The sequence below is a fragment of the Mycobacterium sp. OAS707 genome (genome assembly GCF_014873705.1).
Lineage (GTDB): Bacteria > Actinomycetota > Actinomycetes > Mycobacteriales > Mycobacteriaceae > Mycobacterium.
On the sequence record NZ_JADBDS010000002.1, the window covers coordinates 677,625 to 701,703 of the forward strand.

Below are 24,079 nucleotides of genomic sequence, written 5' to 3' on the forward strand. Positions count from 1 at the left end.
ACCGCCCCGTGCGCACACTGGTGCTCGGGGGTATCAGGTCAGGCAAATCGCGGTGGGCGGAGGCGGCGATCGCCGATGCGGCCGGGCCAGGGCAGCCGGTGTGCTACCTGGCCACCGGTGCCACGGCCGACGCAGACGCCGACTGGTCGGCGCGTATCGCGGCCCACCGGGCCCGTCGCCCTTCGCACTGGTCGACGGTCGAAACAGTCGACATCGCAACACAATTGCGCACCGAGGCCGCGACACCGACGCTCGTCGACGACATCGGTGGCTGGCTGACCGCGGTGCTGGACCGACGCGACGCATGGACCGCGGGTTCGGTGGCGGCAGACGTGGCTGAGCTGGTCGACGCGGTCCATGCATTCGGCGCGCCGCTGGCGCTCGTCAGCCCCGAGGTCGGACTGACGGTGGTGCCGCACACGGTGTCGGGACGTCGGTTCGCCGACGAATTGGGCAGTCTCAATCAGCAATTGGCGGCCCTGTGCGACCAGGTGGTGCTGGTTGTCGCCGGGCAACCCCTGACCGTGAAGGCCGCCTCGTGACCGACTTCGACATCACCCCGCCCGACGCTGAGGTGGCCGCCGCGGCGCGCGCACGTCAAGACCGCTTGACCAAGCCGCCCGGTTCGCTGGGCAGGCTCGAGGACCTGTCGGTGTGGGTGGCGTCGTGCCAGGGAGTCTGCCCGCCGCGGCAATTCCAGCGTCCGCGCGTCGTGGTGTTCGCAGGCGATCACGGCGTCACGTCCTCCGGCGTCTCCGCCTATCCGGCCGAGGTCACCGCGCAGATGGTGGCCAACTTCGACGCGGGCGGTGCGGCCATCAACGTGCTCGCCGAGGCGGCGGGGGCGAGCGTACGGGTGGTCGACATCTCGGTGGATGCGCCCGAACCGCTGTCGCCGTCGATCGGTGCCCACAAAGTGCGCCGTAGCAGCGGCAACATCGCGGTCGAGGACGCCATGTCGGCCGAGGAATCTGCGGCCGCCATCGAGGCAGGCCGGCTGATTGCCGACGAGGAAGTCGATTCCGGGGCCGATCTGTTGATCGCCGGTGATATGGGAATCGGAAACACCACGGCGGCAACAACTTTGATCGCGGCGCTGACCAACTCCGAGCCCGTGGCGGTCGTCGGACGCGGCACGGGCATCGATGACGCTGCCTGGGCCCGCAAGACCGCCGCGATCCGCGACGCCCTGTACCGCGCCCGTGGCATGTCGACGGATCCGGTTGGGCTACTGCGGGTTTGCGGTGGTGCGGACTTCGCGGCGATGGCGGGATTCTGCGCACAGGCCGCAGCGCGCCGTACTCCGGTGTTGCTCGACGGCGTCGTCGTCACCGCTGCCGCGCTGGTGGCCGACAAGCTCGCGCCGGGCGCCCGGCAGTGGTGGCAAGCGGGACACCGGTCGACCGAACCGGCGCACACGCTCGCGCTGCAACATCTCGACCTCGAACCGATCGTCGACATGCGGATGCGCCTCGGCGAGGGCACCGGCGCAGCGGTCGCGCTGCCGGTCGTACGCGCCGCCGTCGCCGCGCTGGCGTTGATGGCCACCTTCGACGAGGCAGGCGTCACCGCGTGATCCGTTCGGTCACAGGCGCATTCGCGTTTGCGACCGTCCTGCCCGTACGCAGTTCTGCCGGCGTCGGCCGCGGCGTCATCACCGCATTGCCTGTCGTCGGCGTCGCGCTCGGGGCGCTCGCAGGCGGGGTGGTCCTGGCGTCAGCGTCGGCGTTCGGCGCTGGCAACCCGCTTGGCGGGGCGCTCGCGGTAGCGGTCCTGCTGCTCGTGACGCGCGGCCTGCACATCGATGGGTTGTCAGACACCACCGATGCGCTCGGCTGTTACGGGCCGCCCGAGCGGGCATTGCAAGTGATGCGCGACGGCTCGGCCGGCCCGTTCGGCGTCGCGGCGGTGGTGGTCGCGATCCTGTTGCAGGCGCTGGCATTCACCGAACTTGGTGTCGTCGCGGTGATCGTTGCGGTGACCGCCGGCCGGGTGGCCGCGGTCGCGGCATGCAGACGCGCGCTGACTGCCGCGCAGGGCAGCTCGCTTGGCGGCCGCGCCGCGGGCACCCAACCGGTCGCTGTGGTGCTCATCTGGACCGTCGCCGTCGCAGCATTGGCGACGCTTGCCGATCCGCGCCCGTGGCAGGGCCCGGTCACGGTCCTCGTCGCGGTCGGCTGCGGTGTCGTTCTGGTTGCGCACTGCGTCCGCCGGTTCGGCGGCATCACCGGTGATGTGCTCGGCGCGGCCATCGAGGTGACGACGACGGTGGCCGCCGTCGGGCTTGCGATCGCCTAACTCAGTCGCGCCATCCAGCCGTGCGTGTCGGCGAACATGCCGCGCTGGATGCCGGTCAGCGTGTCGCGCAGCGCCATGGTGATCTCGCCCGGACCGCCGTCGGCGATGGTGAATTCGCCGTCGCCGTACTTGACCCGCGCAACCGGCGTGATCACCGCGGCGGTGCCGCACGCGAACACCTCCGTGATCTCACCCGCTGCGACCTTCTTCTGCCACTCGTCGACATCGATCTTGCGTTCCTCGACGGCGAATCCGGCATCAGTTGCCAACTGCAGCAAGGCATCTCGCGTAACGCCTGGCAGGATCGACCCGCTCAGCTCGGGTGTCACCAACCGCGCGGTGCCGCCGCTGCCGAACACGAAGAACAGGTTCATCCCACCCATCTCTTCGACGAAGCGGCGTTCGGCGGCGTCCAGCCACACCACCTGATCGCAGTCGTTCTCGGTCGCCTGCGCCTGCGCCAAGAGCGACGCGGCGTAATTGCCACCGAATTTCGCCGCGCCGGTGCCGCCTGGGCACGCGCGCACGTACTCCGTCGACAGCCACACGCTGACCGGCTTGATGCCGCCCTTGAAGTACGCGCCGACGGGCGAGGCGATGACCATGTAGCGGTATTCGCTCGCGGGCCGCACGCCGAGCCCCGGCTCGGTGGCGAAGACATAGGGCCGCAGATACAGCGACTCCTCGCCGCCGGCGCGGGGCACCCACGGCTCGTCGACGGCGATCAGCTGTCGCAGCGACTCGATGAACACCTCTTCGGGCAGCTCGGGGATGGCCAGCCGGCGCGCCGACGAGCGCAACCGGCGGGCGTTGGCCTCGGGGCGGAACGACACGATGGAGCCGTCCGCCCAGCGGTAAGCCTTGAGCCCTTCGAAGATCTCCTGGGCGTAGTGCAACACGATCGCCGACGGGTCCAGCTCGATAGGGCCGTACGGGATCACCCGCGCGTTGTGCCAGCCCTTCCCGTCGACATAGTCGATCGAGACCATGTGGTCGGTGTGGAACTGACCGAACGGCGGATCGTTCAGAATCGAGGCCCGTACCTCGTCGCTCACCGGCGTCGCATTGCGCTCAACGGTGAATTCGAGGGGACCGTCAGTCATGCAGCGATTGTATATCCGCTAGCTAGCGGGTTTTTGCCTCGACAAACGGCGGCCTGACGACTTCACATTCAATGGCCCGGCCTCGCACGTCGACCGAGACGTGTTGGCCGTCGGCAATGTCTTTGTCGGTGTCGATCAGGGCAAGCGCGATACCGATTTTCAAGCCCGGGGAAAACGTTCCCGACGTCGTCACGCCGATCTGGGTTTCGCCGTCGAGCACCGCGAGGTCGGGACGCAGCACGCCGCGGCCGACGGCCCGCAGTCCGCGCAACACCCGCCTCGGGCCTGCCTCTTTCTCGGCCAGCAGCGCTTCGCGTCCCCAGAACGCGTCCTTGCGCCAACCGATCGCCCAGCCGCAGCCCGCCTGCAGCGGCGAGATCTCCAGCGACAGTTCGTGGCCGTGCAGCGGGTAACCCATCTCGGTGCGCAGCGTGTCGCGGGCGCCGAGCCCGGCCAGCTCACCGCCCGCACTGCCGACAGCGTCGACGAGCGCGTCGAAAACCATACCGGCCTGCTCCCACGTCGGCAGCAGCTCGTAACCGTGCTCGCCGGTGTAGCCGGTGCGGCACACGCGGACGGGAACCCCGTCGAATTCGGCGTCGGCATAGCCCATGTAGTCCATGTCGGTGGGTAGGCCCAATCCGCCAACGACTTTGGTCGACTCGGGGCCCTGCACGGCGAGCACCGCGTACGAGCGGTGTTCGTCGGTGATGGTCAGGCCCGCTGGCGCGCGCTCCTGCAGCGCCGCAACGACCGCCGGTGTGTTGGCGGCGTTGGGTACAAGGAAGATCTCGTCGTCGGAGACGTAGTAGGCGATCAGGTCGTCGATCACGCCACCGGAATCGGTGCAGCACAACGTGTATTGGGCCTTGCCGGGTCCAATGCGACGGAGGTCGTTGGTGAGTGCGGAGTTGACGTATTCGGCCGCGCCGGGCCCTTTGACCAGTGCCTTGCCGAGATGACTCACGTCGAACAGGCCGACGGTGGTGCGCGTCGCGGTGTGCTCGCTGACAGTGCCTGCGTATGACACCGGCATCAGCCAGCCGGAGAATTCGGCGAAACTCGCGCCGAGCTGACGATGGCGTTCCTCGAGGGGGCCGTGCAGGGTCTCGCTCGCTTCAGTGTCGGACACGGGAAATCACCCTAGTGGGGAAGTCCGCGCTGGCAGACTCCGGTGGGTGGTCGATTTCGATGCGCTGGAAGCCGCGGGAATCGCCAACGCCAGGGATCGGGCCGGTCTCATCGAATACCTGGACGGTCTGGGCTTCACGACCGAGGACATGGTCGACGCCGAGCGGCGCGGCCGGTTGTTCGGCCTGGCAGGCGACGTCCTGCAACGGTCCGGCCACCCGATTTACAGCCTGGGCGCTGCGGCGACTGCCCTGGGCGTGTCCGTCGATGACGTCGCGCACGCCTGGGAGGCGCTCGGGCTGAGGGTCCCCGATCAACAGACGCCGTTGCTCAGCCAGGTCGACGTCGACGGTTTGTCGGCGTGGGTCACGCTGCGGAAGTTCGCCGGTGAGGACGCGGCGCTCAATTTCTTGCGGGTGGTCGGTGCCGCGATGGCCCGCCTCGCCGAGGCCAGCGGAACCATGATCCGGATCGCGCAACCCAACCTGATGGTCACGCACAGCCAGGACGAGCTCACCACCGCGCTCGCGTACCGCGAAGTCGCCGAGCTGGTGCCCGGTCTCTCCACACTGATGGACTCCGTATTTCGCCATCAAATCACCAGCGCCCGAACCTATTTCGAGGGCGTCATCAGCGACGCGTCGGCAAGCGTCACCTGTGGTGTGGGGTTCGCGGATCTTTCCGGCTTCACCGAGCTGACCCAGCGACTCAGCCCGGCCGAATTGTCAGACCTCCTCGTCGAGTTCGGCGGCGCAGTCAGCGACGTCGTGCACGCCGACGGTGGCCGGGTGGTGAAGTTCATCGGCGACGAAGTCATGTGGGTGACGCCGACACCTGAACTGCTCGCCAAGGTTGCGTTCGATCTCGTCGAGTACCCGCGAGCGCGGGAGGCCGGTCTGCTGGTGCGCGCGGGCCTGGGCTACGGATCGGTGCTGGCCATCGGGGGCGACTACTTCGGCACCCCGGTCAACCTCGCTGCGCGCCTGGTGGCGGCGGCCGCGCCGGGCCAGATCCTTGCCGCCACCGACGTCCGAGACGAGCTGCCGGACTGGCCGGCCATCCCCTTAGATCCGTTGACGCTCAAGGGCTTCGACGAGCCGGTGACGGCCTACGACCTGCACTTGTCGCGCTGACAGCTAGGGTAAGGCCTCGTGAGCCCTGCAAATCCCGGTTATCAGGCCCCCGCAGTCACCGTCGCCTCGGCGCTGGCCAAACGCAAAAACGACTCGGCGGTGCTGATCGTGCCGGTGGTGAGCGGTCAGGATGAGGACGCGACGGCGACGGTCCTGCACAGTCCGTTCCTCGACGCGGAAGCGGTCGGCGAGATCGACGTGGCACTGCGGGCGCTTGGCGCGAAGGGGGGCCCGGACCAGGTCACTCGCGTGGTCGCACCGTCGCTGCCGGTGGGCAGCGTGCTGGCCGTCGGGCTGGGCAAGGACCGCGACCAGTGGCCTGCCGACGTGATCCGTCGCGCCGCCGGAACCGCCGCGCGCTCGCTGAACGGCACCACCACGGCGATCACCACGCTGTCGGACCTCGACCTGAGCGCGACGATCGAAGGCCTGATCCTCGGCGCCTACCGGTTCACCGACTTCCGCAGCGCCAAGACCGCACCCAAGGACGCGGGTCTGCGCGAGATCACAGTGCTCGCCGCCGACACCAAGGCCAAGACAACGGCAGCTGCGCAGCGAGCGACGGCGATCGCGACCGCGGTGGCCACCGCCCGCGATCTGGTGAACACCCCGCCGAGTCACCTCTTTCCTGCCGAATTCGCCAAGCGCGCAAAGGCTTTGGGAGAAGCAGCAGGACTCGAGGTCGAGGTGCTCGACGACAAGGCTCTCGCCAAAGAGGGCTACGGCGGCGTGATCGGTGTCGGCAAGGGCTCGTCACGTCCGCCCCGGCTGGTGCGACTGGCGCACCGCGGCGGCAAGAGCAAGAAGGCGAAGACGGTCGCGCTCGTCGGCAAGGGCATCACGTTCGACACCGGCGGCATCTCGATCAAGCCCGCGGCCAACATGCACCACATGACCTCCGACATGGGCGGCGCCGCCGCGGTGATCGCCACGGTCGTGCTGGCAGCCAAGCAGCAGTTGCCCATCGACGTGATCGCCACGGTGCCGATGGCAGAGAACATGCCGTCGTCGACCGCGCAGCGGCCCGGTGACGTGCTGACCCAATACGGCGGCATCACCGTCGAGGTGCTCAACACCGATGCCGAGGGCCGGCTGATCCTGGCCGACGCGATCGTGCGGGCGTGTGAGGACAACCCCGACTACCTGATCGAGACGTCGACGCTGACCGGCGCGCAGACGGTCGCTCTCGGTGCACGCACGCCAGGAGTGATGGGCAGCGACGAGTTCCGCGACCGGGTCGCCGAGCTGTCGCAGGAGGTCGGCGAGAACGCGTGGGCGATGCCGCTGCCCGAGGAGTTGAAGGACGATCTGAAGTCGACGGTCGCCGACCTGGCCAACGTCAGCGGGTCACGCTATGCGGGCATGCTCGTCGCTGGCACGTATCTGCGCGAGTTCGTCGCCGACGGGGTGCAGTGGGCGCACATCGACATCGCGGGGCCGGCATACAACACCGGCGGGCCGTGGGGCTATACCGGCAAGGGCGGCACCGGCGTGCCGACGCGGACGATGTTCGCGGTCCTGGAAGATGTAGCCGCTAACGGCTGAGCTACATCACGTTTGCGCGCGCGGAGCTGCGCATCACCTGCGGCAGCAGGTGCGCGACGCCGTACACGAAGTAGGCCTCCGGCGCGACGGGCCGGATCGGCTTGTTCTTCTTGACGGCCGACACGATCGCCTTGGCAACCTTGTCGGGGCCGTATCTGCGTGCCGCGAAAGCCTTTTCGAGCTGCGCGCGACGCGCCTCCACCTTCGCCTGCTTCCCTGCCGGCACGTCGAACCTCGTGGTGTGCACGATGTTCGTGTTGATCACGCCCGGGCAGACGGTAGTGAGCCCGACCCCGGCCTGGTCGAGTTCGGCGCGCAGACAATCACCGAACATGAACACGGCGGCCTTGCTGGTGGAGTACGCATTCATCGACTGCTGCGGCGAATACGCGGCCATCGACGAGATGTTGACGATGTGCCCGCCAGTACCTCTGTCAACGAGCCGGCGGCCGAATGACCTGCAGCAGTTGACGACCCCGCCGAAGTTGATGTCGAGCACCCTGTCGAACTGTTCGGCAGGCGTGTCAAGAAACAGCCCCGCGTGGCCGATTCCGGCGTTGTTGACCACGATGTCGGGCACACCGTGCTCGGCGCTCACGCGTTCGGCGAACTCCTCGACGGCCTCGGCGTCGGAGACATCTAGCGTGTAGAAGTGCGCGACGCCGCCGCGCGCGGTGATCTGCGCTGCGGTCTCCTTGACCGTCGCTTCGTCGATATCGCTGATCACCAGTTCGGCGCCCTCACGGGCAAACGCCAGCGCGGTCTCACGGCCGATGCCGCTGCCCGCGCCGGTGACGGAAACCAGTGTGTCGCTGAAGTATTCGCGTGGACGACCGACCTGTGCGCGCAGCAGCGAACGGGTGGCGGGCTTGCCGTTCAGAAAGTCGACGAACTCGGCAACCGACGCGGCGAGTACCTGGGGGTGCGACATGGGTGACCAGTGGCCGGCCCTGATGTCGCGCCGCCACAGCCGCGGTACCCAGTTGTGTGTTTGGTCGAACCCGTGGGGCTGAATCCAGTTGTCCTTGGTGTTGACGATCAATTGAACGGGCACATCGACGCGGTAGTCCCGTCGGACGTTGCCTGCCGAGCGCAAGAAGTTGGCGCGGTAGATCTTCATGCCGTTTGCCGCGTCCGCCTTGAACGTTTCGGCGTGGTGAAGTTGGTGCGACGGTATCCCGCGGTCGATGATCAACTGGCGAATCGCGTCGGCGAGAAACGCACGCATGGCCAGTGGCAGCAGCAGCGGCACTGAGAACACGCCCATGTAGGTCAGCCGCAGTGCTTGATAAAGCGCACGCGCAAACCGCTTCGGTCGATGCGGCCGCAGGAGCGCGTTACGCAGGTACATCACCAGATGATCGGAACTGGGGCCGGACAGCGAGGTGAAGGAAGCGACGTGATCGCTTGCCCCGGAACGGGATAAGTACTCCCACACCCCCGCCGATCCCCAGTCATGAGCCAGCACATGCACGGGCTGTCCCAGCGCCACCGCATCGATCACCGCGGCGAAGTCGTCGGCGAAACGGGGCATGGTGAAGGCCGAAACCTTTTTCGGCACAGTCGATTTCCCGGCGCCGCGGTTGTCGTAACGCACGATCCGGAAGCGGTCGGCCAGAAGCGGCACGACGCCGTTCCACAGAAAGTGCGAATCCGGCCAGCCGTGTACGAGCACAACTGTGGGGCCGTCGGGATTGCCCTCTTCATAGACGGCGATGCGCACCCCGTCAGTGCTGTCGATGAACCGCTCGGTGATCTCGGTCATGGCACCTCCGCACAGTTAGTGGGACCGCTGGTACCGTATCAGGAGCCTTGATCAGCCTTCGAGCTCTTCCCGAAGCGCGCGGTCGCGCTGAATCCGCCTGCGCGCGTCGTAATCGCGCATCCGCTGCGGGTAACCCACCTTCTGCACGTCGTAGACCGGGATCTGTAGCCGCTCGCTCAGCCTCCTCGCACCGGCGTCACCCCCGGCCCTGCGGCGGGTCCACTCGCCATCGGCGGCCACCAGGACGACGGTGACATCGGTGACGGTGGTTCTCGGCTCGACGAACGCTTCGACGCCGATGTGTTCGGCCACCCACTGCTGCAGGTACTTCAGGTCGGCTGCTGGGTCACTACCGGCCGCGCTCCGCGCTTGACGACCGCCGCGAAACCTGTCGAACAGTCCCACCTGGGCTCGGCTCCTTCTCTTTCACCTCTATCGATAGTGCCAGAGCTTTCAGACCCCAGGTCTGCGGCGAATTGCGTGGGCAGACGTGACAGGATGGGACCCGACATTCGACCCGTACCAACTGAACCGTTTTCAGAGAGCGAGGGAGTCGATACATATGGCCATCTCCGTTCAGATGCCCGCACTCGGCGAGAGCGTCACCGAGGGCACTGTCACCCGCTGGCTCAAGCAAGAGGGCGACACGGTCGAACAAGATGAGCCATTACTCGAGGTGTCCACCGACAAGGTCGACACGGAGATCCCTTCGCCGGCCGCAGGCGTGTTGACCAAGATCGTCGCTGCCGAAGACGACACCGTTGAGGTCGGCGGTGAGCTCGCGGTGATCGGCGACGCAGGCGAAGCGCCTGCCGAACCGGCCCCGGCCGCCGAAGAGGAAAAGCCCGCCGAGGAGCCTGCGGCGCAGCCTGAACCGGCCGCCGAGGAACAGGAGCCCGCGCCCGAACCGGCCAAGCCGGCAGCCGCGTCGTCGGGCGGCGGCGGTCAGGCCACGTCGGTGAAGATGCCCGAGCTCGGCGAGTCGGTCACCGAAGGCACCGTGACGCGCTGGCTGAAGAAGGTCGGCGATTCCGTCGAGGTCGACGAGCCACTGGTCGAGGTGTCCACCGACAAGGTCGACACCGAGATCCCTTCCCCGGTGGCGGGCACGCTGCTGTCGATCACCGCCGAAGAGGACGACACCGTCGCGGTCGGCGGCGAGCTGGCCAAGATCGGCGACGCCGATGCCGGAGCAGCCGAGGCGCCTGCGCCCGAACCCACGCCCGAGCCGAAACCCGAACCCAAGCCCGAGCCGAAGCCGGAACCGAAACCCGAACCCAAGGCCGAGCCGGCCGCCGATGCCAAGCCGGAACCCAAGCCGGAGCCCAAGCCGGAGGCCCAGCCGGCCCCCGCGGCCGAGGCGCCTTCGGCCGACGGCGGCCCGTACGTCACCCCGCTGGTGCGAAAGCTGGCCGCTGAGAACAACATTGACCTGGCATCGGTGAAGGGCACCGGCGTCGGCGGGCGGATTCGCAAGCAGGACGTGATGGCCGCCGCGGAAGCCAAGAAGGCCCCGGCCGCCCCGGCACCAGAGGCCGCGCCCGCTGCGGCCCCCGCCAAACCGGCCGCCGCCGCTGCGACGCCCGCACCTGCGCTGGCCCACCTGCGCGGGACTACGCAGAAGGCCAACCGGATCCGCCAGATCACCGCGAAGAAGACCCGCGAATCTCTGCAGGCCACAGCGCAATTGACGCAAACCCACGAGGTCGACATGACCAAGATCGTGTCGCTGCGGGCCAAGGCGAAGGCCAAGTTCGCCGAACGCGAAGGCGTCAATCTGACGTTCCTGCCGTTCTTCGCGGTGGCGGTGATCGATGCCCTCAAGGCGCATCCAAACGTGAACGCCAGCTACAACGAAGAATCCAAGGAGATCACCTACTACGACGCCGAGCACCTCGGCTTCGCGGTCGACACCGAGCAGGGACTGCTGTCGCCGGTGATCCACAACGCCGGTGACCTCTCACTCGGTGGGCTGGCCCGCGCGATCGCCGACATCGCGGCGCGCGCCCGCAGCGGCAACCTCAAGCCCGACGAACTGTCCGGCGGAACGTTCACGATCACGAACATCGGCAGCCAGGGCGCGCTGTTCGACACCCCGATCCTGGTCCCGCCGCAGGCGGCGATGCTTGGCACGGGCGCGATCGTGAAGCGGCCCCGGGTGATCGCCGACCAGTACGGCAACGAGTCGATCGGCGTGCGGTCGGTGTGCTACCTACCGCTGACCTACGACCACCGGCTCATCGATGGCGCCGATGCCGGACGCTTCCTGACGACCATCAAGCGCCGCCTCGAAGAGGGTGCCTTCGAGGCCGATCTCGGGCTATAGAGCGCCGTGACCAACGCCGTCATCGCGATCGCGGGGTCGTCCGGCCTGATCGGCTCGGCATTGGTTTATGCGCTACGCGCCACCGACCGCAGGGTGCTGCGGATCGTGCGGCGGGCGCCGTCGAATGCCGACGAGGTGTTCTGGAACCCGGACACCGGCGAGTTCGACTCGAGCACGCTCGACGGTGTCGATGCGGTCGTCAACCTGTGCGGCATCAGCATCGGCGAGAAGCGATGGTCGGGTGCGTTCAAACAGAGCCTGCGCGACAGCCGGATAGGGCCCACCGAAGTGCTCTCGGCAGCTGCGGTCGAGGCAGGCGTTCCGACTCTGGTGAATGCCAGCGCGGTCGGCTACTACGGCGACACCGGCGGTCGCACCGTCGACGAAACCGCCCCTGCCGGTGAGGGTTTCATGGCTCAGCTGTGTGCGGACTGGGAGGCCGCGACGTCCTTCGCCGAACGCGACGGAACCCGGGTGGTGCTGGCGCGCACCGGCCTGGTGCTGGCACCCGCGGGCGGTCTGCTGAGCCGGATCAAGCCGCTGTTCTCGTTGGGCCTCGGCGCCCGACTGGGCAACGGACGCCAGTACATGCCATGGATCAGTCTCGAAGACGAAATCCGTGCGCTGCTGTTCGCGATCAACCACGACGAGGTGGCCGGGCCCGTCAACCTGACCGGGCCCGCGCCGGTGACCAACGCCGAGTTCACCGCCGCGCTCGGCCGCACCGTGAACCGCCCGACCCCGTTGATCGCACCCGGCTTCGCGCTGCGCACCCTGATCGGCGAATTCGCCGACGAGGGTCTGCTCGGCGGGCAGCGGGCAATCCCGACGGTGCTGGAACGCGCGGGGTTCAAGTTCCACCACAACACCATCGGCGAGGCGCTGGCGTTCGCGACGGCGAAGAACCATGACGCGTAGTTTTGATGCCATGGCGGCATCGATCCGGTCGGCGACAACGCCGGTCGACGTGCGCCGACTCGGCACCGTCGACTATCAGACGGCATGGCAGCTGCAGCGCGAACTCGCCGACGCCCGAGTCGCGGGTGGCTCCGACACGCTGTTGCTGCTCGAACACCCGCCGGTGTACACGGCAGGACGCCGCACGCTGCCGGAGGAACGTCCGGCTGACGACACCCCGGTGGTCGACACCGACCGCGGCGGCAAGATCACCTGGCACGGACCCGGCCAGTTGGTCGGCTACCCGATCATCGGCCTCGCCGAGCCGCTCGACGTCGTGAATTTCGTTCGGCGCCTTGAGGAATCGATGATCAAAGTGTGCGCGGGGCTGGGACTGGAAGCCGGCCGCGTCGAGGGCCGCTCCGGCGTCTGGGCGTCGCCGGACGGCAAGCGACCCGCACGCAAGATCGGCGCCATCGGCATCCGGGTGGCGCGCGCGACCACCCTGCACGGGTTCGCCCTCAACTGCGACTGCGACCTCGATGCGTTCGGCGCGATCGTGCCGTGCGGCATCTCCGACGCCGGCGTCACGTCGCTGACCGCCGAGCTCGGCCGCCGGGTGACCGTCGAGGACGTGCTCACCCCGATGGCCGACGCCGTGTGTGACGCGCTCGACGGCCGCCTGGTAGTAGCGTTGACGTAGTGACGGTCGCTCCCGAAGGTCGAAAGCTGCTGCGTCTCGAGGTTCGCAACGCCGAGACGCCGATCGAGCGCAAGCCGCCGTGGATCAAGACCCGCGCGAAGATGGGCCCGGAGTACAAGGAGCTCAAGGCGCTCGTCAAACGGGAGGGTCTGCACACGGTCTGCGAGGAAGCCGGCTGCCCGAACATCTTCGAATGCTGGGAAGACCGCGAAGCGACCTTCCTGATCGGCGGCGAGCAATGCACCCGTCGCTGCGACTTCTGCCAGATCGACACCGGTAAACCCGCCGACCTCGACCGCGACGAACCGCGTCGGGTCGCCGAGAGCGTGCAAGCGATGGGGCTGCGCTACTCCACGGTCACCGGGGTGGCCCGCGACGATCTGCCCGACGGCGGCGCGTGGCTGTACGCCGAAACCGTGCGGGCGATCAAGAAGCTCAACCCCAACACCGGGGTCGAGTTGCTGATCCCCGACTTCAACGGCGAGCCGGCACTGCTGGAGCAGGTCTTCGCAGCCCGTCCAGAAGTGTTGGCGCACAACGTCGAAACCGTGCCGCGGATCTTCAAACGGATCCGCCCGGCGTTCCGCTACGAGCGCAGCCTGAACGTGCTCACCGCTGCCCGCGACTACGGCCTCGTCACCAAGTCGAACCTGATCCTCGGCATGGGCGAGACGCCCGAAGAGGTGCGCACTGCGCTTGTTGACCTGCACGAAGCCGGCTGCGACATCGTCACGATCACTCAGTACCTGCGTCCGTCGGTGCGCCACCACCCGGTTGAGCGCTGGGTGCACCCCGAGGAATTCGTCGAGCACGAGCAGTTCGCCAACGGCCTCGGCTTCGCCGGAGTGCTCGCAGGCCCGCTGGTCCGGTCGTCGTATCGGGCGGGCAGGCTGTACGCGCAGACAGTCGCATCCAGACCAGCCGTATCCTGAACCAATGGCGAAACCCCGTGACCCCGCTGCGGTGAAGGCTGCCAAGGCCGAGGCCAAGGCGACCCGCAAGGCCGCCTCCAAGCAGCGGCGCAGCCAGTTGTGGCAGGCGTTCCAGATCCAGCGCAAAGAGGACAAGCGCCTCCTGCCGTACATGATCGGCGCGTTCGTCGTGATCGTCGGCGCGTCGACGGCGTTCGGCATCCTTTCGGGCGGGTTCACCGGCTACTTGATGATTCCGCTGGGCATCGTGCTCGGCGCGCTGGTGGCCTTCGTCATCTTCGGGCGCCGCGCGCAGAAGTCGGTGTACCGAAAGGCCGAAGGACAGACCGGCGCCGCGGCATGGGCGCTGGAGAACCTGCGCGGCAAGTGGCGGGTCACGCCCGGCGTCGCCGCCACCGGCCACTTCGACGCGGTGCATCGGGTGATCGGGCGTCCCGGCGTGATCCTCGTCGGCGAAGGTTCGACGACCCGCGTCAAACCTCTGCTGGCCCAGGAGAAGAAGCGCACCGCCCGCCTGATCGGTGATACCCCGATCTACGACTTCATCGTCGGCAACGGCGAAGGCGAAGTGCCGCTGGCCAAGCTCGAACGTCACATGACGAAGCTGCCCGCCAACATCACGGTCAAGCAGATGGACTCGCTGGAGTCGCGGCTGATGGCGCTGGGAAGCAAGGGCGGCGCCGCCGCGATGCCGAAGGGGCCGCTGCCGGGTCAGGCCAAGATGCGCAACGTGCAGCGCACCGTCCGCAGGCGCTGACTCAGCGCCGCACGACCGCGGTATTGGTGACCTTGTCCTGCAGACCCCGCATGTCGGCGTCGGTGATCAGCGGCGGAATCACGACGGCGATCAGCGCCCCGCGCACCACCGCTCGGCCGAAGCCGACATGCTGACGGCCGTCGACAGGCACGACGATCAGACCCAACGCGTACTGGCCTGGAGTGAAGCCGAATAGCCGAACCGAAACGGCGCCGAGCACGAACCAGATGCCCAAGATCGCCCATTGCAGCCACGGCATCGACACCCAACCGAACGACATCGCCAGGGCGGCCAGCCCGTAGGCGATCAACCAGTCGACGCACAGCGCCGCGAGCCGTCTGCCCATCCGGGCGAGCGATCGGGGGCCGGATTGCGGCAAACCGAGCCGCTGGCCCGGATACTCGTTGGGTTCTTGGCCCGGACTGCCCGACTCCGAAGACGGACCCGACAGCCAGGACCCAATCTCGCGGGCCATACTGTCAGGATAAGCGGGGCCTTCTGAAGGCCCTTCGGCCGCCGCTGCAGGCAAATTGCGTAACTTCAGCGCAACATGCGGTTGACGACCATGCAACATCGTGTCCATAGCGTCAACCCGCGGGTTTACCAGAAATAAGGAGAGAACTCAGTGGCAGAAAAGACCGCCGACGACATCATCAAGCAGATCAAGGACGAAGACGTCCAGTACGTCGACATCCGGTTCTGCGATCTTCCCGGTGTTGTCCAGCACTTCTCGGTCCCGGCTTCGGTATTCGACGAGAGCGTTTTCGAGGACGGGCTGGCATTCGACGGTTCGTCGGTGCGCGGCTTCCAGTCGATCCACGAGTCCGACATGATGCTGCTGCCGGACCCCGACACCGCTCGGATCGACCCGTTCCGCGCCGCCAAGACGCTGAACCTCAACTTCTTCGTGCACGATCCGTTCACCCGCGAGGCGTACTCCCGCGACCCACGCAACGTGGCCCGCAAGGCCGAGAACTACTTGGCCAGCACCGGCATCGCCGACACCGCGTACTTCGGCGCGGAGGCCGAGTTCTACATCTTCGACTCGGTTTCGTTCGACTCGCAGATGAACGGCACGTTCTACGAGATCGACTCGGAGGCGGGCTGGTGGAACACCGGCGAGCCGTTCGAGTCGGACGGCAGCGCCAACCGCGGCTACAAGGTCCGCCCGAAGGGTGGCTACTTCCCCGTCGCGCCGTACGACCATTACGTCGACCTGCGCGACGAGATGTGCACCAACCTGCAGAACGCCGGTTTCGTGCTGGAGCGCGGTCACCACGAGGTGGGCACCGCCGGCCAGGCCGAGATCAACTACAAGTTCAACACGCTGCTGCACGCCGCCGATGACCTGGTGCTGTTCAAGTACATCATCAAGAACACGGCCTGGCAGGCAGGCAAGTCGGTGACGTTCATGCCCAAGCCGCTGTTCGGCGACAACGGTTCCGGCATGCACTGCCACCAGTCGCTGTGGAAGGACGGCAGCCCGCTGTTCCACGACGAGTCGGGTTATGCCGGCCTCTCGGACACCGCGCGCCACTACATCGGCGGCATTCTGCATCACGCGCCGTCGCTGCTGGCCTTCACCAACCCGACGGTGAACTCCTACAAGCGCCTGGTGCCCGGCTACGAGGCCCCGATCAACCTGGTGTACAGCCAGCGCAACCGCTCCGCGTGCGTGCGTATCCCGATCACCGGCAACAACCCGAAGGCCAAGCGCCTCGAGTTCCGTTGCCCCGACAGCTCGGGCAACCCGTACCTGGCATTCGCGGCGATGATGATGGCCGGCCTGGACGGCATCAAGAAGAAGATGGAGCCGCAGTCGCCTGTCGACAAGGACCTCTACGAGTTGCCGCCGGACGAGGCCGCCAGCATCCCGCAGGCGCCGACCTCGCTGTCGGCCGTGATCGACCGACTCGAGGAGGATCACGACTACCTCACCGAGGGCGGCGTGTTCACCGAGGACCTGATCGAGACCTGGATCTCCTACAAGCGCGAGAACGAGATCCTTCCGGTGCAGATCCGGCCTCACCCGTACGAGATCGCGCTGTACTACGACGTTTAGTCGTTCAGACGGTCTGACAAATGCGGGGCGGAGGATTTCCTCCGCCCCGCGTTTGCGTTGCGGCACAACACCGCCCGACGGCGCGATGTATTTGCAACAGCGAAAACACAGCCTGCATGGTTTCGAGCAAGACTAGGGAAACGCCCGATTCCTCTCGGCCGCTTCGGCCCTAGCGTCATTGCTCGGGGGGAGCCGCGTCGTGCGGCCGGTGCTCCCATGCCCCACCGGCCGCACGACGTCCGGCGTGTGATTCACAACGCAACGACGTGACCCGTAGGGTCATTCGCATGACCACCAAAGTGGACGCACGCCTCAACTCATACACCCCCGCTGTCCTGAGCCTTTTCCGCATCGTGTTCGCATTGATGTTCACGTTGTTCGGCACATCGCATGTCTTCAATTGGCCGATCGCGTTCGGAATCCCAACCGGCGCTTGGCCGGTCTGGTACGCCGGCGTCATCGAACTGATCACCGGGCTGCTGATTCTGCTGGGACTGTTCACCCGCGTCGCGGCGTTCATCGCCTCGGGCCACATGGCAGTCACCTATTTCTGGCAACACCAGCCGAAGGGCTTGTGGCCGATCGTCGCGCCACAGATGGGCGGAAACGGCGGCCTGCCTGCGATCCTGTTCTGCTTTGCCTTCTTCCTGCTGGTGTTCACCGGCCCCGGCGCCTACGCGCTCGATTCGATGCGGGCCCGTCGCGTACGTCAATAAATAGCGAACGCAAGGAAATGCAGACAGCTAACCGACGGAAACGTTAATTACCTGATCAGATCCCATAGATTTGAAATCTAGGGAAACACCCTATTCCCCTACAGCAACCAATGGTCGATCATTGATCAATGACCTCTTGGTCCAGGGCCGACGCGGCTCCGATGCTGATGGTGTGTCAGGTGGGGCCATGTGATCGCGTCACCGGAGCGGTCACCTACCAGGCGACCGTCGGGAACGACGCCGCCTTCGCCCTGTCGTTCACCGAGCCGCGCGACGGCGAAGTCGCCGACCTCGGATACGGAATGTTCCGCTATACGCCACATCCGCGGGTGAACGCCGAATCCGACAGCTTCACTGTCATTGCCGACGACGGCCGCGGCGGCTCGTTCGACTCGCTGGTGACTTGGGTCAACGACAATCAGGTTCCGGTCGCGGTCGCACCGCCGCGGTTGTGGCCGCCCGATCCGACCACCGGCGCGGTCACCGTCTCGCCGAATATCGTTGACCCCGACGGTGATTGGCTGACCTACACGCTCGATGCCCCGTTCCCGCGACGCGGTTCGGTGACGATCGACTGGGACGGCACCTTCACCTACGTGCCTTACCCGTCGGAACGCGACGACACCGCGGCAGGCGAAGAAACGCTTGGCTTCCGCGCGGTCGATCCGCGCGGCGCGAGCGCGTACATCACCGTGACCGTGCCAATCTGCCCGCGCCGCTTTGTCATTCCGCAGGATCCCGATTCGGCGATGCAGAGCCCGGACCCGCGGACCGGCGTGATCACGGGCAGCTGTGGCGGCACTGCCGAGGGATACACCTACGCTGCCAGCGCGCCGGCCAAGGGCACAGTGATGATCGACGCGAAGACGGGCGTCTGGGCCTACCGGCCCGCCGCCACGGCACGGCATCGAGCGGTCGCCGACGACGCGTCGACAGCCGAACGGCACGACAAATTCACCATCACGCTGAAAAAGGGCAAACGGGACAAAGTCACTGTGCCCGTGTCGGTTCCGCTGGTGTCGATGAGGACAGTCCCGTCGTATGCCGTGACCGCCGAGATCCCTCTTGGCGTCGTCCCCGCGGGCATGGCGGTCAGCCCGCGCGGCGAGCAGGTGTACGTGACGAGCTTCGTCGGCGAAGCCGCGGTCACCGTGGTCCGCACTGTCGACAACACCCTCTCGCGGATCCCTCTCACGTTCCGGCCCGAGGGCATCGTCGTCGGCCCCGACGGTCGCCGTCTCTACGTAGCGGACCCGGCCGGCCGACGGGTTGCAGTGATCGACCCGACCGAACACACCACGACGTTCATCCCGGTCGGCGATCGCCCGTTCCACATGGCCGTCCTCGGCGCCGACCTCTACGTGGCCAACAATCAAGACGGCACGGTGAGCGTGATCGACACCATCGAGGGAGTCGTGGTCCGGACCATCGAGGTCGGCGGACACCCGTACACGGTGGCAGGCGCGCTCGGCCAGGCCTTCGTCACCGACTACAGCTTCTACGGCGGCGAGTCCACCCACAGCGTGTCGGTGATCGCGGCGCGCGGTGATCTGATCGGGATCGCCCCCGCGGGCTACTACCCGACAGGGGTCGCGGTCTCGCCGGACGACAGGCGGATCTACGTCGCCAACAACGAGGGTTCGTACAACACCAGCCATCCCGGCACCACGACGGTCATCAACGCCACCACCGGCGCGGTGATGGACACGCTGCCCGTCGGCGGCTGCGCGGTCGCGGTCAGCGACAACGGAGACCACGTGTACGTGGCGAGCCAGGGTTACGACACCACGTTCACCAGCAAGCTGTCGATCGTCGATCTGCCCACCGGACGCATCACGAACGTCCCGATCCATGGCATGCCAAATGCGTTGGCGCTCAGCGGGGATCGCGTCTACGTCACCGATACGTGGCACTCGTCGTTGGTACAGGTGACCGCGCGCGACGTTGCTGTGGTCGACTCCGGCGCCGCCAACCACCCGCCGCAGGTGACCATCACCGAGGCCGGCTATCACCTGATTCAGGTGACCGCGGTGGACCCCGACAATGACACCGTCACGTTCACCGCGTCACAACCCTTCTGCGGCACGGTCAACGACCTCGGCAACGGCCTGTTCCAGTACACGCCCAGCGCCATGGCGGTCGGTGGATTCATCGACCGCTTCGCCATCACCGTCGACGACGGCCACGGCGGAGTGGTCACCAAGACCGTCGCCCTAGGTGTCTAGTCCAAGGTCCTTGCGGAACTTCTGCATGCCGTCGATCTTCTCGGCGAGCGACGCCGACGGACCGCTGTAGAACATCCACGGCATCGTGATGATCCCGGTGATACCGCTGGCCTCGGCACGTTCGTAGTGCTCTGGGGTGAATGCATCCGTCAGCGGCGTCAAGATCGTGAAATCATCCATCGACAGCCCGTTTTCGGCCCGCATCTCGCGGAGCCGATCGACCCGTTCGATCGCGCGATCGGTGGTGATCAGGTCGCCGATCCAGCCGTCGTTGCGCGCTGCGCGCTTCAGCGCGATGTCACTCAGGCCGCCGACGTAGATCGGGATGTGCGGGGGCGTCGGCTCCATCTCGAGTCGCGGCGCGGAGTAGAACTCGCCGTCGAATTCGGTCCAGCCGGGCTGCCACAACGCCTTCATCAACTCGAGCATCTCGTCGGTGCGCTTGCCGCGGCGGTCGAAGCGCTGACCCATCAACGTGAACTCTTCCTCGCACCAGCCGACGCCTATTCCGAGCTCCAGCCGGCCGCCCGCCAGAACAGCCGCCGTACCAATCGATTTCGCAGCGGAGTACGGATCCCGCATGGCTGGCAGGTACACGGTCGTGACGAAGTGCAGCCGCGTGGTGACGAGCGCGATCGCGCCGATCATCACCCAGGGATCGGGCCAGTCGGTGAACGCTTCCCAGCGGCGCTTGCCGTCCTTGGTGTAGGGGTACGGCGTGCTCAGCGTCTCGAGGTTGATCACATGGTCCGGGATGCCCATCCCGTCGTAGCCGAGATCATCTGCGGCCTTGGCGATTTCGACGACCTCGCTGGTGTCCAGAAACGCTGTGCTGACATAGAACTTCATCCGGCGTCCCTGGCCCATGCCGGTCTGATGAACACTCCCTCTGCCTCCACTGTGGTGCCTTCGGCGTCGCTGAGGTAGCCGCGCGCAAAGGTTTTCACGCCTTCGGTTCGGTCGATGTAGGCCTCGGCGCGCAGCGGACCCAGCGGTGTGCCGCGCAGATAACGAAGGCTGATGGTGCCGGTGAACTTCGGCTGGGTCAGCCCCTCGCTGGCGGCCTCGCCGAGAATATGGTCGAGCACCAGCGCGCAGATGCCACCGTGCACCCATCCCGGCGGCCCCTCATACGCGCCGCTGAGGGTGAACTCGCTCCAGGCTCGTCCGTCGGCCTCGTGGTGAATGATCATCGGCGGGGCGATCGCATTACGCACTCCGACAGCGGGATTGGCCCACGCCAGGGGACGCCCGGTGTCTTCGTGACGCAGCGTCGTCGTCACCGTGCGCTTCTTCTGCTCGAGCATCGCGACGACCGCCTCAACCGCGGCCTGTGCCTCCCGAGCGGTCGCCTCGTCGACGTCGGTGTGGATGCCCGCATCGATGAGTCGGCGGATCGCGTCGGTCAGCGGCTCGTAGAGCACGCGCTGACGGTCGTACTCCTGCGCACTGATCACATCGAACCCGAAGTCCATGCTCATTCGCCGAACACCTTTCGCACCACCGCTTTCGCCCGCCGCGTCACCCGCAGATAGTTGTCGAGGAACTCGCTACCGTCGTCGCTGCCCCAGCCCGCGGCCAGCGCAACGGCGTTGAGCTGGCGGCCGGGACCGGGCAGCTGATCGGTCGGCTTGCCACGCACCAACACCAACGCGTTGCGCGCCCGCGTTGCGGTCAGCCACGCCTGGCGCAACAGCTCGACATCACCCTCGGCGATCAGCTCGGCGGCGCCGATCGCGTCGAGGGTGGCCAATGTCGAAGTGTTGTGCAGCGCAGGCACTTTGTGCGCATGGCGCAGCTGAATCAGTTGCACCGTCCACTCGATGTCGGCAAGGCCGCCGCGACCCAGCTTGGTGTGCGTGTTCGGGTCGGCGCCGCGCGGAAGCCGCTCGGCGTCGATGCGCGCCTTGATGCGTCTGATCTCCTGCACGGCTTGTGCCGATACGCCGCCGGGTGGATAGCGAACCTTGTCGATCGTCAACAGGAAGCGCTCCCCCAGATCGAGGTCGCCTGCGACGCGGTGCGCCCGCAGCAGCGCCTGCACCTCCCATGTCTGGGCGTACTTCTCGTAATACGCCTCATACGACGCGAGTGTGCGCACCAGCGGGCCGTTGCGGCCCTCCGGCCGCAGGTTGGCGTCGACCTCCAGCGGCGGGTCTGCGCTCGGCGTGCCGAGCAGTGTGCGGACCTGCTCGGCGATGGTCACCGCCCAGCGGACCGCGACAGATTCGTCGACACCCTCCACGGGGTCGCACACGAACATCACGTCCGCGTCGGATCCGTAGCCGAGTTCGCCCCCACCGAGCCGGCCCATCCCGATCACCGCGATGCGCGCGGGCACCCCACCCTTGGGGGTGTTGGCCCGGATGATCGAATCCAACGCCGCCTGCAGCACGGCCACCCACACCGAGGTCAGCGCGTTGCACACATCGGTCACCTCGAGCATGCCGAGCAGGTCGGCAGAGGCGATGCGGGCCAGCTCCCTGCGACGCAGGGTGCGCGCCGCCGCGATGGCCCGCACCGGGTCGGCATGTCGGCCGGCCGAGGCGATCAACGCCCGCGACACCGCGTCGGGGTCGACTTCGAGCAGCTTCGGACCCGTGGGTCCGTCGGCATACTGCTGGATCACCTCGGGTGCCCGCATCAACAGGTCGGGCACGTAGGCCGACGTGCCGAGCACCTGCATCAGCCGCTTGGCCACGGCGCCCTCGTCGCGCAGCGTCGACAGGTACCACCGGTGGTCGGCCAGCTCCTCGCTGATCCGGCGGTACGCGAGCAGGCCCGCATCGGGGTCCGGTGTATCGGACAGCCAGTCCAGCAGAGTGGGCAGCAGGACCTGCTGCACGCGGCCGCGCCTGCCGGAGTGGCCGGTGAGCGCGGCGAGGTGGGTCAGCGCGCTTTGCGGACCCTCGTAGCCGAGCGCCGCGAGCTGACGTTCGGCGGCCTGGGGGCTCATGCCACCGGAAATTCCGGCAATGCCAACTGTGCCAACGGATTCCAGCAGTGGTTGATAGAACAGCTTGGCGTGCAGCCGCGACACCCGCATGTTCTGGCGCTTGAGTTCCTCGCGCAGCACCCCCTGCGCATCGTGCCGCCCGTCCGGACGCACATGCGCCGCGCGCGCCAGCCACCGCAGCGCCTCGTCGTCGTCCTCGTCGGGCAGCATGTGGGTGCGCTTCAGCCGCTGTAGCTGCAGCCGATGCTCGAGCAACCGCAGGAACTCGTAGGACGCGGTCAGATTCGCGGCGTCATCGCGGCCGATGTAGCCGCCCGAGCCGAGCGCGGCCAGCGCGTCGACCGTCGACGCGACATGCAACGCCTCGTCGTTGCGGCCGTGCACCATCTGCAGCAGCTGCACAGCGAATTCCACGTCGCGCAGCCCGCCGGTGCCGAGCTTGATCTCGCGGGCCCGCACCCCCGCGGGCACCAGTTCCTCGACGCGCCGCCGCATGGCCTGCACTTCGGCAACGAAGTCCTCGCGCTCGCTGGCAGTCCACACCATCGGCATCAGCGCCTCGATGTATTGCCTGCCCAGCTCGGCATCGCCCGTCGAAGGCCGCGCCTTCAGCAGCGCCTGAAACTCCCACGTCTTGGCCCACCGCTGGTAGTAGGCGATATGGCTGTCCAGGGTGCGCACCAGCTGGCCGTGCTTGCCCTCCGGCCGCAGCGCCGCGTCGACCTCGAAGAAGGCGTCGCCTGCGAACCGCATCATCTCGCCTGCCACCCGGGTCTCGAGGGCATCTGCGGTCTGGCCGACGAAGATGACGTCGACGTCGCTGACGTAATTCAGCTCGCGCGCGCCGCACTTGCCCATCGCGATCACCGCAAGCCGCGGCGGCTCGCCGCCGCCTGTCACCGATTTATTGGCGACGATCAACGCGGCGCCGAGGGCGGCGTCGGCGATGTCGGAGAGGTGTTCGCCGACCGTGGTGAACGGCAGCACTGGTTCGTTCTCGACCGTCGGCGCCAGGTCGAGTCCGGCCAGCACCAGCAGCCGGTCGCGGTGCAGCGCCCGCAGTGGCAGCAGCGCAGTCGTTGTGTCGCTTGCCTTTTCGGCCTCCGCGGCGAACATGGTCCGCAGCTCGTCGGCCGAGGGCAGGGTGACCGCACCTGCCAGCAGCCGCCACGACTCGGGGTGGGCGACCAGATGGTCGCCGAGCGCCAGCGAGGACCCGAGCACCCCGAACAGCCGGCCGCGCAGCGCCTTGTCCTTGACGAGGGCCTGGTTGAGTTCGGCCCAGTCGGCTCCAACGGCGTCGGCCAGCCTGACCAGCGCGCGCAGGGCCTCATCGGCATCGGGTGCGCGCGACAGCGACCACAACAGCTCGACGTGCGCGTCGCTGTTCCAGCCCAGTCGGTCCAGGTCCGCAGCCGCTGAGGACTCGACCAGCCCGAGCCGCCCTACGCTGGGCAGCTTGGGACGCTGCGTCGCAGGTTTGGCCACCACTCGAAACTAGCGCAGCCGTGATTCGACGCGTCAGCTAGA

General features: G+C 67.2%; 21 protein-coding genes. 13 read left to right on the plus strand and 8 right to left on the minus strand.

From position 1 onward, the window contains the following. The first annotated feature begins 8 nt into the window (after positions 1-8). Genes GGC64_RS14110 through GGC64_RS14120 form a run of 3 tightly spaced genes read left to right on the plus strand, consistent with a single transcriptional unit; the run spans position 9 to position 2,298 of the window. The gene (locus GGC64_RS14110) at positions 9-542 is read left to right on the plus strand and encodes a bifunctional adenosylcobinamide kinase/adenosylcobinamide-phosphate guanylyltransferase (protein WP_192723125.1); all 534 of its coding nucleotides are present in this window, start codon (positions 9-11) and stop codon (positions 540-542) included. Continuing rightward, positions 539-1,576, plus strand: coding sequence for a nicotinate-nucleotide--dimethylbenzimidazole phosphoribosyltransferase (gene cobT, locus GGC64_RS14115; RefSeq protein ID WP_192723126.1), 1,038 nt, complete (start codon positions 539-541; stop codon positions 1,574-1,576). Before GGC64_RS14110 ends, cobT begins: the two co-directional genes overlap by 4 nt. Further along, the gene (locus GGC64_RS14120; RefSeq protein ID WP_192723127.1) at positions 1,573-2,298 is read left to right on the plus strand and encodes an adenosylcobinamide-GDP ribazoletransferase; all 726 of its coding nucleotides are present in this window, start codon (positions 1,573-1,575) and stop codon (positions 2,296-2,298) included. The genes cobT and GGC64_RS14120 overlap by 4 nt, the downstream gene beginning before the upstream one ends. On the opposite strand, the gene GGC64_RS14125 is transcribed toward GGC64_RS14120, so the two are convergent. Further along, a complete protein-coding gene (locus tag GGC64_RS14125) occupies positions 2,295-3,401 on the minus strand; it encodes a branched-chain amino acid aminotransferase (RefSeq protein WP_192723128.1) in 1,107 nt (368 codons plus the stop codon). The genes GGC64_RS14120 and GGC64_RS14125 overlap by 4 nt on opposite strands. Before the next feature lie 22 nt (positions 3,402-3,423). Next, positions 3,424-4,533, minus strand: coding sequence for a glycine cleavage system aminomethyltransferase GcvT (gcvT, locus tag GGC64_RS14130; RefSeq protein WP_192723129.1), 1,110 nt, complete (start codon positions 4,531-4,533; stop codon positions 3,424-3,426). A gap of 46 nt (positions 4,534-4,579) precedes the next feature. Here gcvT and GGC64_RS14135 point away from each other — a divergent pair, with 46 nt between their 5' ends. Both GGC64_RS14135 and GGC64_RS14140 read left to right on the plus strand, forming a co-directional pair. Further along, positions 4,580-5,665 (plus strand): adenylate/guanylate cyclase domain-containing protein, encoded by a 1,086-nt coding sequence (locus GGC64_RS14135; protein ID WP_192723130.1) that lies wholly within the window; start codon positions 4,580-4,582, stop codon positions 5,663-5,665. Positions 5,666-5,683: 18 nt separating this feature from the next. Continuing rightward, positions 5,684-7,210 carry a leucyl aminopeptidase gene (locus tag GGC64_RS14140; protein WP_192723131.1) on the plus strand — a complete coding sequence of 509 codons (1,527 nt, stop codon included), beginning with the start codon at positions 5,684-5,686 and terminating at the stop codon, positions 7,208-7,210. Position 7,211: 1 nt separating this feature from the next. On the opposite strand, the gene GGC64_RS14145 is transcribed toward GGC64_RS14140, so the two are convergent. Together GGC64_RS14145 and GGC64_RS14150 are read right to left on the minus strand one after the other, a co-directional pair. Continuing rightward, positions 7,212-8,975, minus strand: coding sequence for an SDR family oxidoreductase (locus tag GGC64_RS14145; RefSeq protein WP_192723132.1), 1,764 nt, complete (start codon positions 8,973-8,975; stop codon positions 7,212-7,214). Positions 8,976-9,026: 51 nt separating this feature from the next. Beyond that, on the minus strand, positions 9,027-9,380 hold the full coding sequence (locus GGC64_RS14150) for an oxidoreductase (RefSeq protein ID WP_192723133.1): 354 nt from the start codon (positions 9,378-9,380) through the stop codon (positions 9,027-9,029). 157 nt (positions 9,381-9,537) lie between these two features. Here GGC64_RS14150 and sucB point away from each other — a divergent pair, with 157 nt between their 5' ends. From sucB to GGC64_RS14175, 5 genes are read left to right on the plus strand one after another with little or no spacing between them, the layout of a single operon-like run. Then, positions 9,538-11,301: a 2-oxoglutarate dehydrogenase, E2 component, dihydrolipoamide succinyltransferase gene (gene sucB / locus GGC64_RS14155; protein WP_192723134.1), complete on the plus strand. Its 1,764-nt coding sequence runs from the start codon at positions 9,538-9,540 to the stop codon at positions 11,299-11,301. Between the two features lie 6 nt (positions 11,302-11,307). Then, entirely contained in the window at positions 11,308-12,219 is a 912-nt protein-coding gene (locus GGC64_RS14160; protein WP_192723135.1) for a TIGR01777 family oxidoreductase, read from the plus strand. 10 nt (positions 12,220-12,229) lie between these two features. Then, the gene (gene lipB, locus GGC64_RS14165; RefSeq protein ID WP_192723136.1) at positions 12,230-12,901 is read left to right on the plus strand and encodes a lipoyl(octanoyl) transferase LipB; all 672 of its coding nucleotides are present in this window, start codon (positions 12,230-12,232) and stop codon (positions 12,899-12,901) included. Further along, on the plus strand, positions 12,901-13,833 hold the full coding sequence (gene lipA / locus GGC64_RS14170) for a lipoyl synthase (RefSeq protein WP_192723137.1): 933 nt from the start codon (positions 12,901-12,903) through the stop codon (positions 13,831-13,833). The genes lipB and lipA overlap by 1 nt, the downstream gene beginning before the upstream one ends. Before the next feature lie 4 nt (positions 13,834-13,837). Continuing rightward, the gene (locus tag GGC64_RS14175; protein WP_192723138.1) at positions 13,838-14,590 is read left to right on the plus strand and encodes a DUF4191 domain-containing protein; all 753 of its coding nucleotides are present in this window, start codon (positions 13,838-13,840) and stop codon (positions 14,588-14,590) included. Position 14,591: 1 nt separating this feature from the next. Here GGC64_RS14175 and GGC64_RS14180 read toward each other — a convergent pair whose 3' ends face one another. Beyond that, positions 14,592-15,065, minus strand: a complete 474-nt coding sequence (locus GGC64_RS14180; protein ID WP_192723139.1) for an RDD family protein — start codon at positions 15,063-15,065, stop codon at positions 14,592-14,594. A 150-nt stretch (positions 15,066-15,215) separates the two neighbouring features. On the opposite strand from GGC64_RS14180, the gene glnA reads away from it, so the two are divergent. The 3 genes from glnA to GGC64_RS14195 all read left to right on the plus strand — a co-directional run bounded on the left by glnA (position 15,216) and on the right by GGC64_RS14195 (position 19,593). Continuing rightward, positions 15,216-16,652, plus strand: coding sequence for a type I glutamate--ammonia ligase (gene glnA / locus GGC64_RS14185; RefSeq protein ID WP_192723140.1), 1,437 nt, complete (start codon positions 15,216-15,218; stop codon positions 16,650-16,652). A gap of 287 nt (positions 16,653-16,939) precedes the next feature. Beyond that, positions 16,940-17,368 carry a DoxX family protein gene (locus GGC64_RS14190; protein WP_192723141.1) on the plus strand — a complete coding sequence of 143 codons (429 nt, stop codon included), beginning with the start codon at positions 16,940-16,942 and terminating at the stop codon, positions 17,366-17,368. A gap of 128 nt (positions 17,369-17,496) precedes the next feature. Continuing rightward, positions 17,497-19,593: an Ig-like domain-containing protein gene (locus GGC64_RS14195; RefSeq protein ID WP_192723142.1), complete on the plus strand. Its 2,097-nt coding sequence runs from the start codon at positions 17,497-17,499 to the stop codon at positions 19,591-19,593. Here the strand turns inward: GGC64_RS14195 and GGC64_RS14200 are convergent. From GGC64_RS14200 to GGC64_RS14210, 3 genes are read right to left on the minus strand one after another with little or no spacing between them, the layout of a single operon-like run. Then, positions 19,582-20,442, minus strand: a complete 861-nt coding sequence (locus GGC64_RS14200; protein WP_192723143.1) for a TIGR03619 family F420-dependent LLM class oxidoreductase — start codon at positions 20,440-20,442, stop codon at positions 19,582-19,584. The genes GGC64_RS14195 and GGC64_RS14200 overlap by 12 nt on opposite strands. After that, positions 20,439-21,074: a PaaI family thioesterase gene (locus tag GGC64_RS14205; RefSeq protein ID WP_225951736.1), complete on the minus strand. Its 636-nt coding sequence runs from the start codon at positions 21,072-21,074 to the stop codon at positions 20,439-20,441. Before GGC64_RS14205 ends, GGC64_RS14200 begins: the two co-directional genes overlap by 4 nt. Then, complete coding sequence (locus GGC64_RS14210; RefSeq protein WP_370582097.1) at positions 21,071-24,037, minus strand: bifunctional [glutamine synthetase] adenylyltransferase/[glutamine synthetase]-adenylyl-L-tyrosine phosphorylase; 2,967 nt, start codon at positions 24,035-24,037, stop codon at positions 21,071-21,073. Before GGC64_RS14210 ends, GGC64_RS14205 begins: the two co-directional genes overlap by 4 nt. Positions 24,038-24,079 lie beyond the last annotated feature (42 nt).

Excerpts from the sequence above, each read along its gene's own strand:
- GGC64_RS14125 (WP_192723128.1), bottom strand. The coding sequence starts at position 3,401 with ATGACTGACGGTCCCCTCGAATTCACCGTTGAGCGCAATGCGACGCCG.
- GGC64_RS14145 (WP_192723132.1), bottom strand. The coding sequence starts at position 8,975 with ATGACCGAGATCACCGAGCGGTTCATCGACAGCACTGACGGGGTGCGC.
- sucB (WP_192723134.1), top strand. The coding sequence starts at position 9,538 with ATGGCCATCTCCGTTCAGATGCCCGCACTCGGCGAGAGCGTCACCGAG.
- lipB (WP_192723136.1), top strand. The coding sequence starts at position 12,230 with ATGGCGGCATCGATCCGGTCGGCGACAACGCCGGTCGACGTGCGCCGA.
- GGC64_RS14175 (WP_192723138.1), top strand. The coding sequence starts at position 13,838 with ATGGCGAAACCCCGTGACCCCGCTGCGGTGAAGGCTGCCAAGGCCGAG.
- GGC64_RS14180 (WP_192723139.1), bottom strand. The coding sequence starts at position 15,065 with ATGGCCCGCGAGATTGGGTCCTGGCTGTCGGGTCCGTCTTCGGAGTCG.
- GGC64_RS14190 (WP_192723141.1), top strand. The coding sequence starts at position 16,940 with ATGACCACCAAAGTGGACGCACGCCTCAACTCATACACCCCCGCTGTC.
- GGC64_RS14195 (WP_192723142.1), top strand. The coding sequence starts at position 17,497 with ATGACCTCTTGGTCCAGGGCCGACGCGGCTCCGATGCTGATGGTGTGT.
- GGC64_RS14200 (WP_192723143.1), bottom strand. The coding sequence starts at position 20,442 with ATGAAGTTCTATGTCAGCACAGCGTTTCTGGACACCAGCGAGGTCGTC.
- GGC64_RS14205 (WP_225951736.1), bottom strand. The coding sequence starts at position 21,074 with ATGAGCATGGACTTCGGGTTCGATGTGATCAGTGCGCAGGAGTACGAC.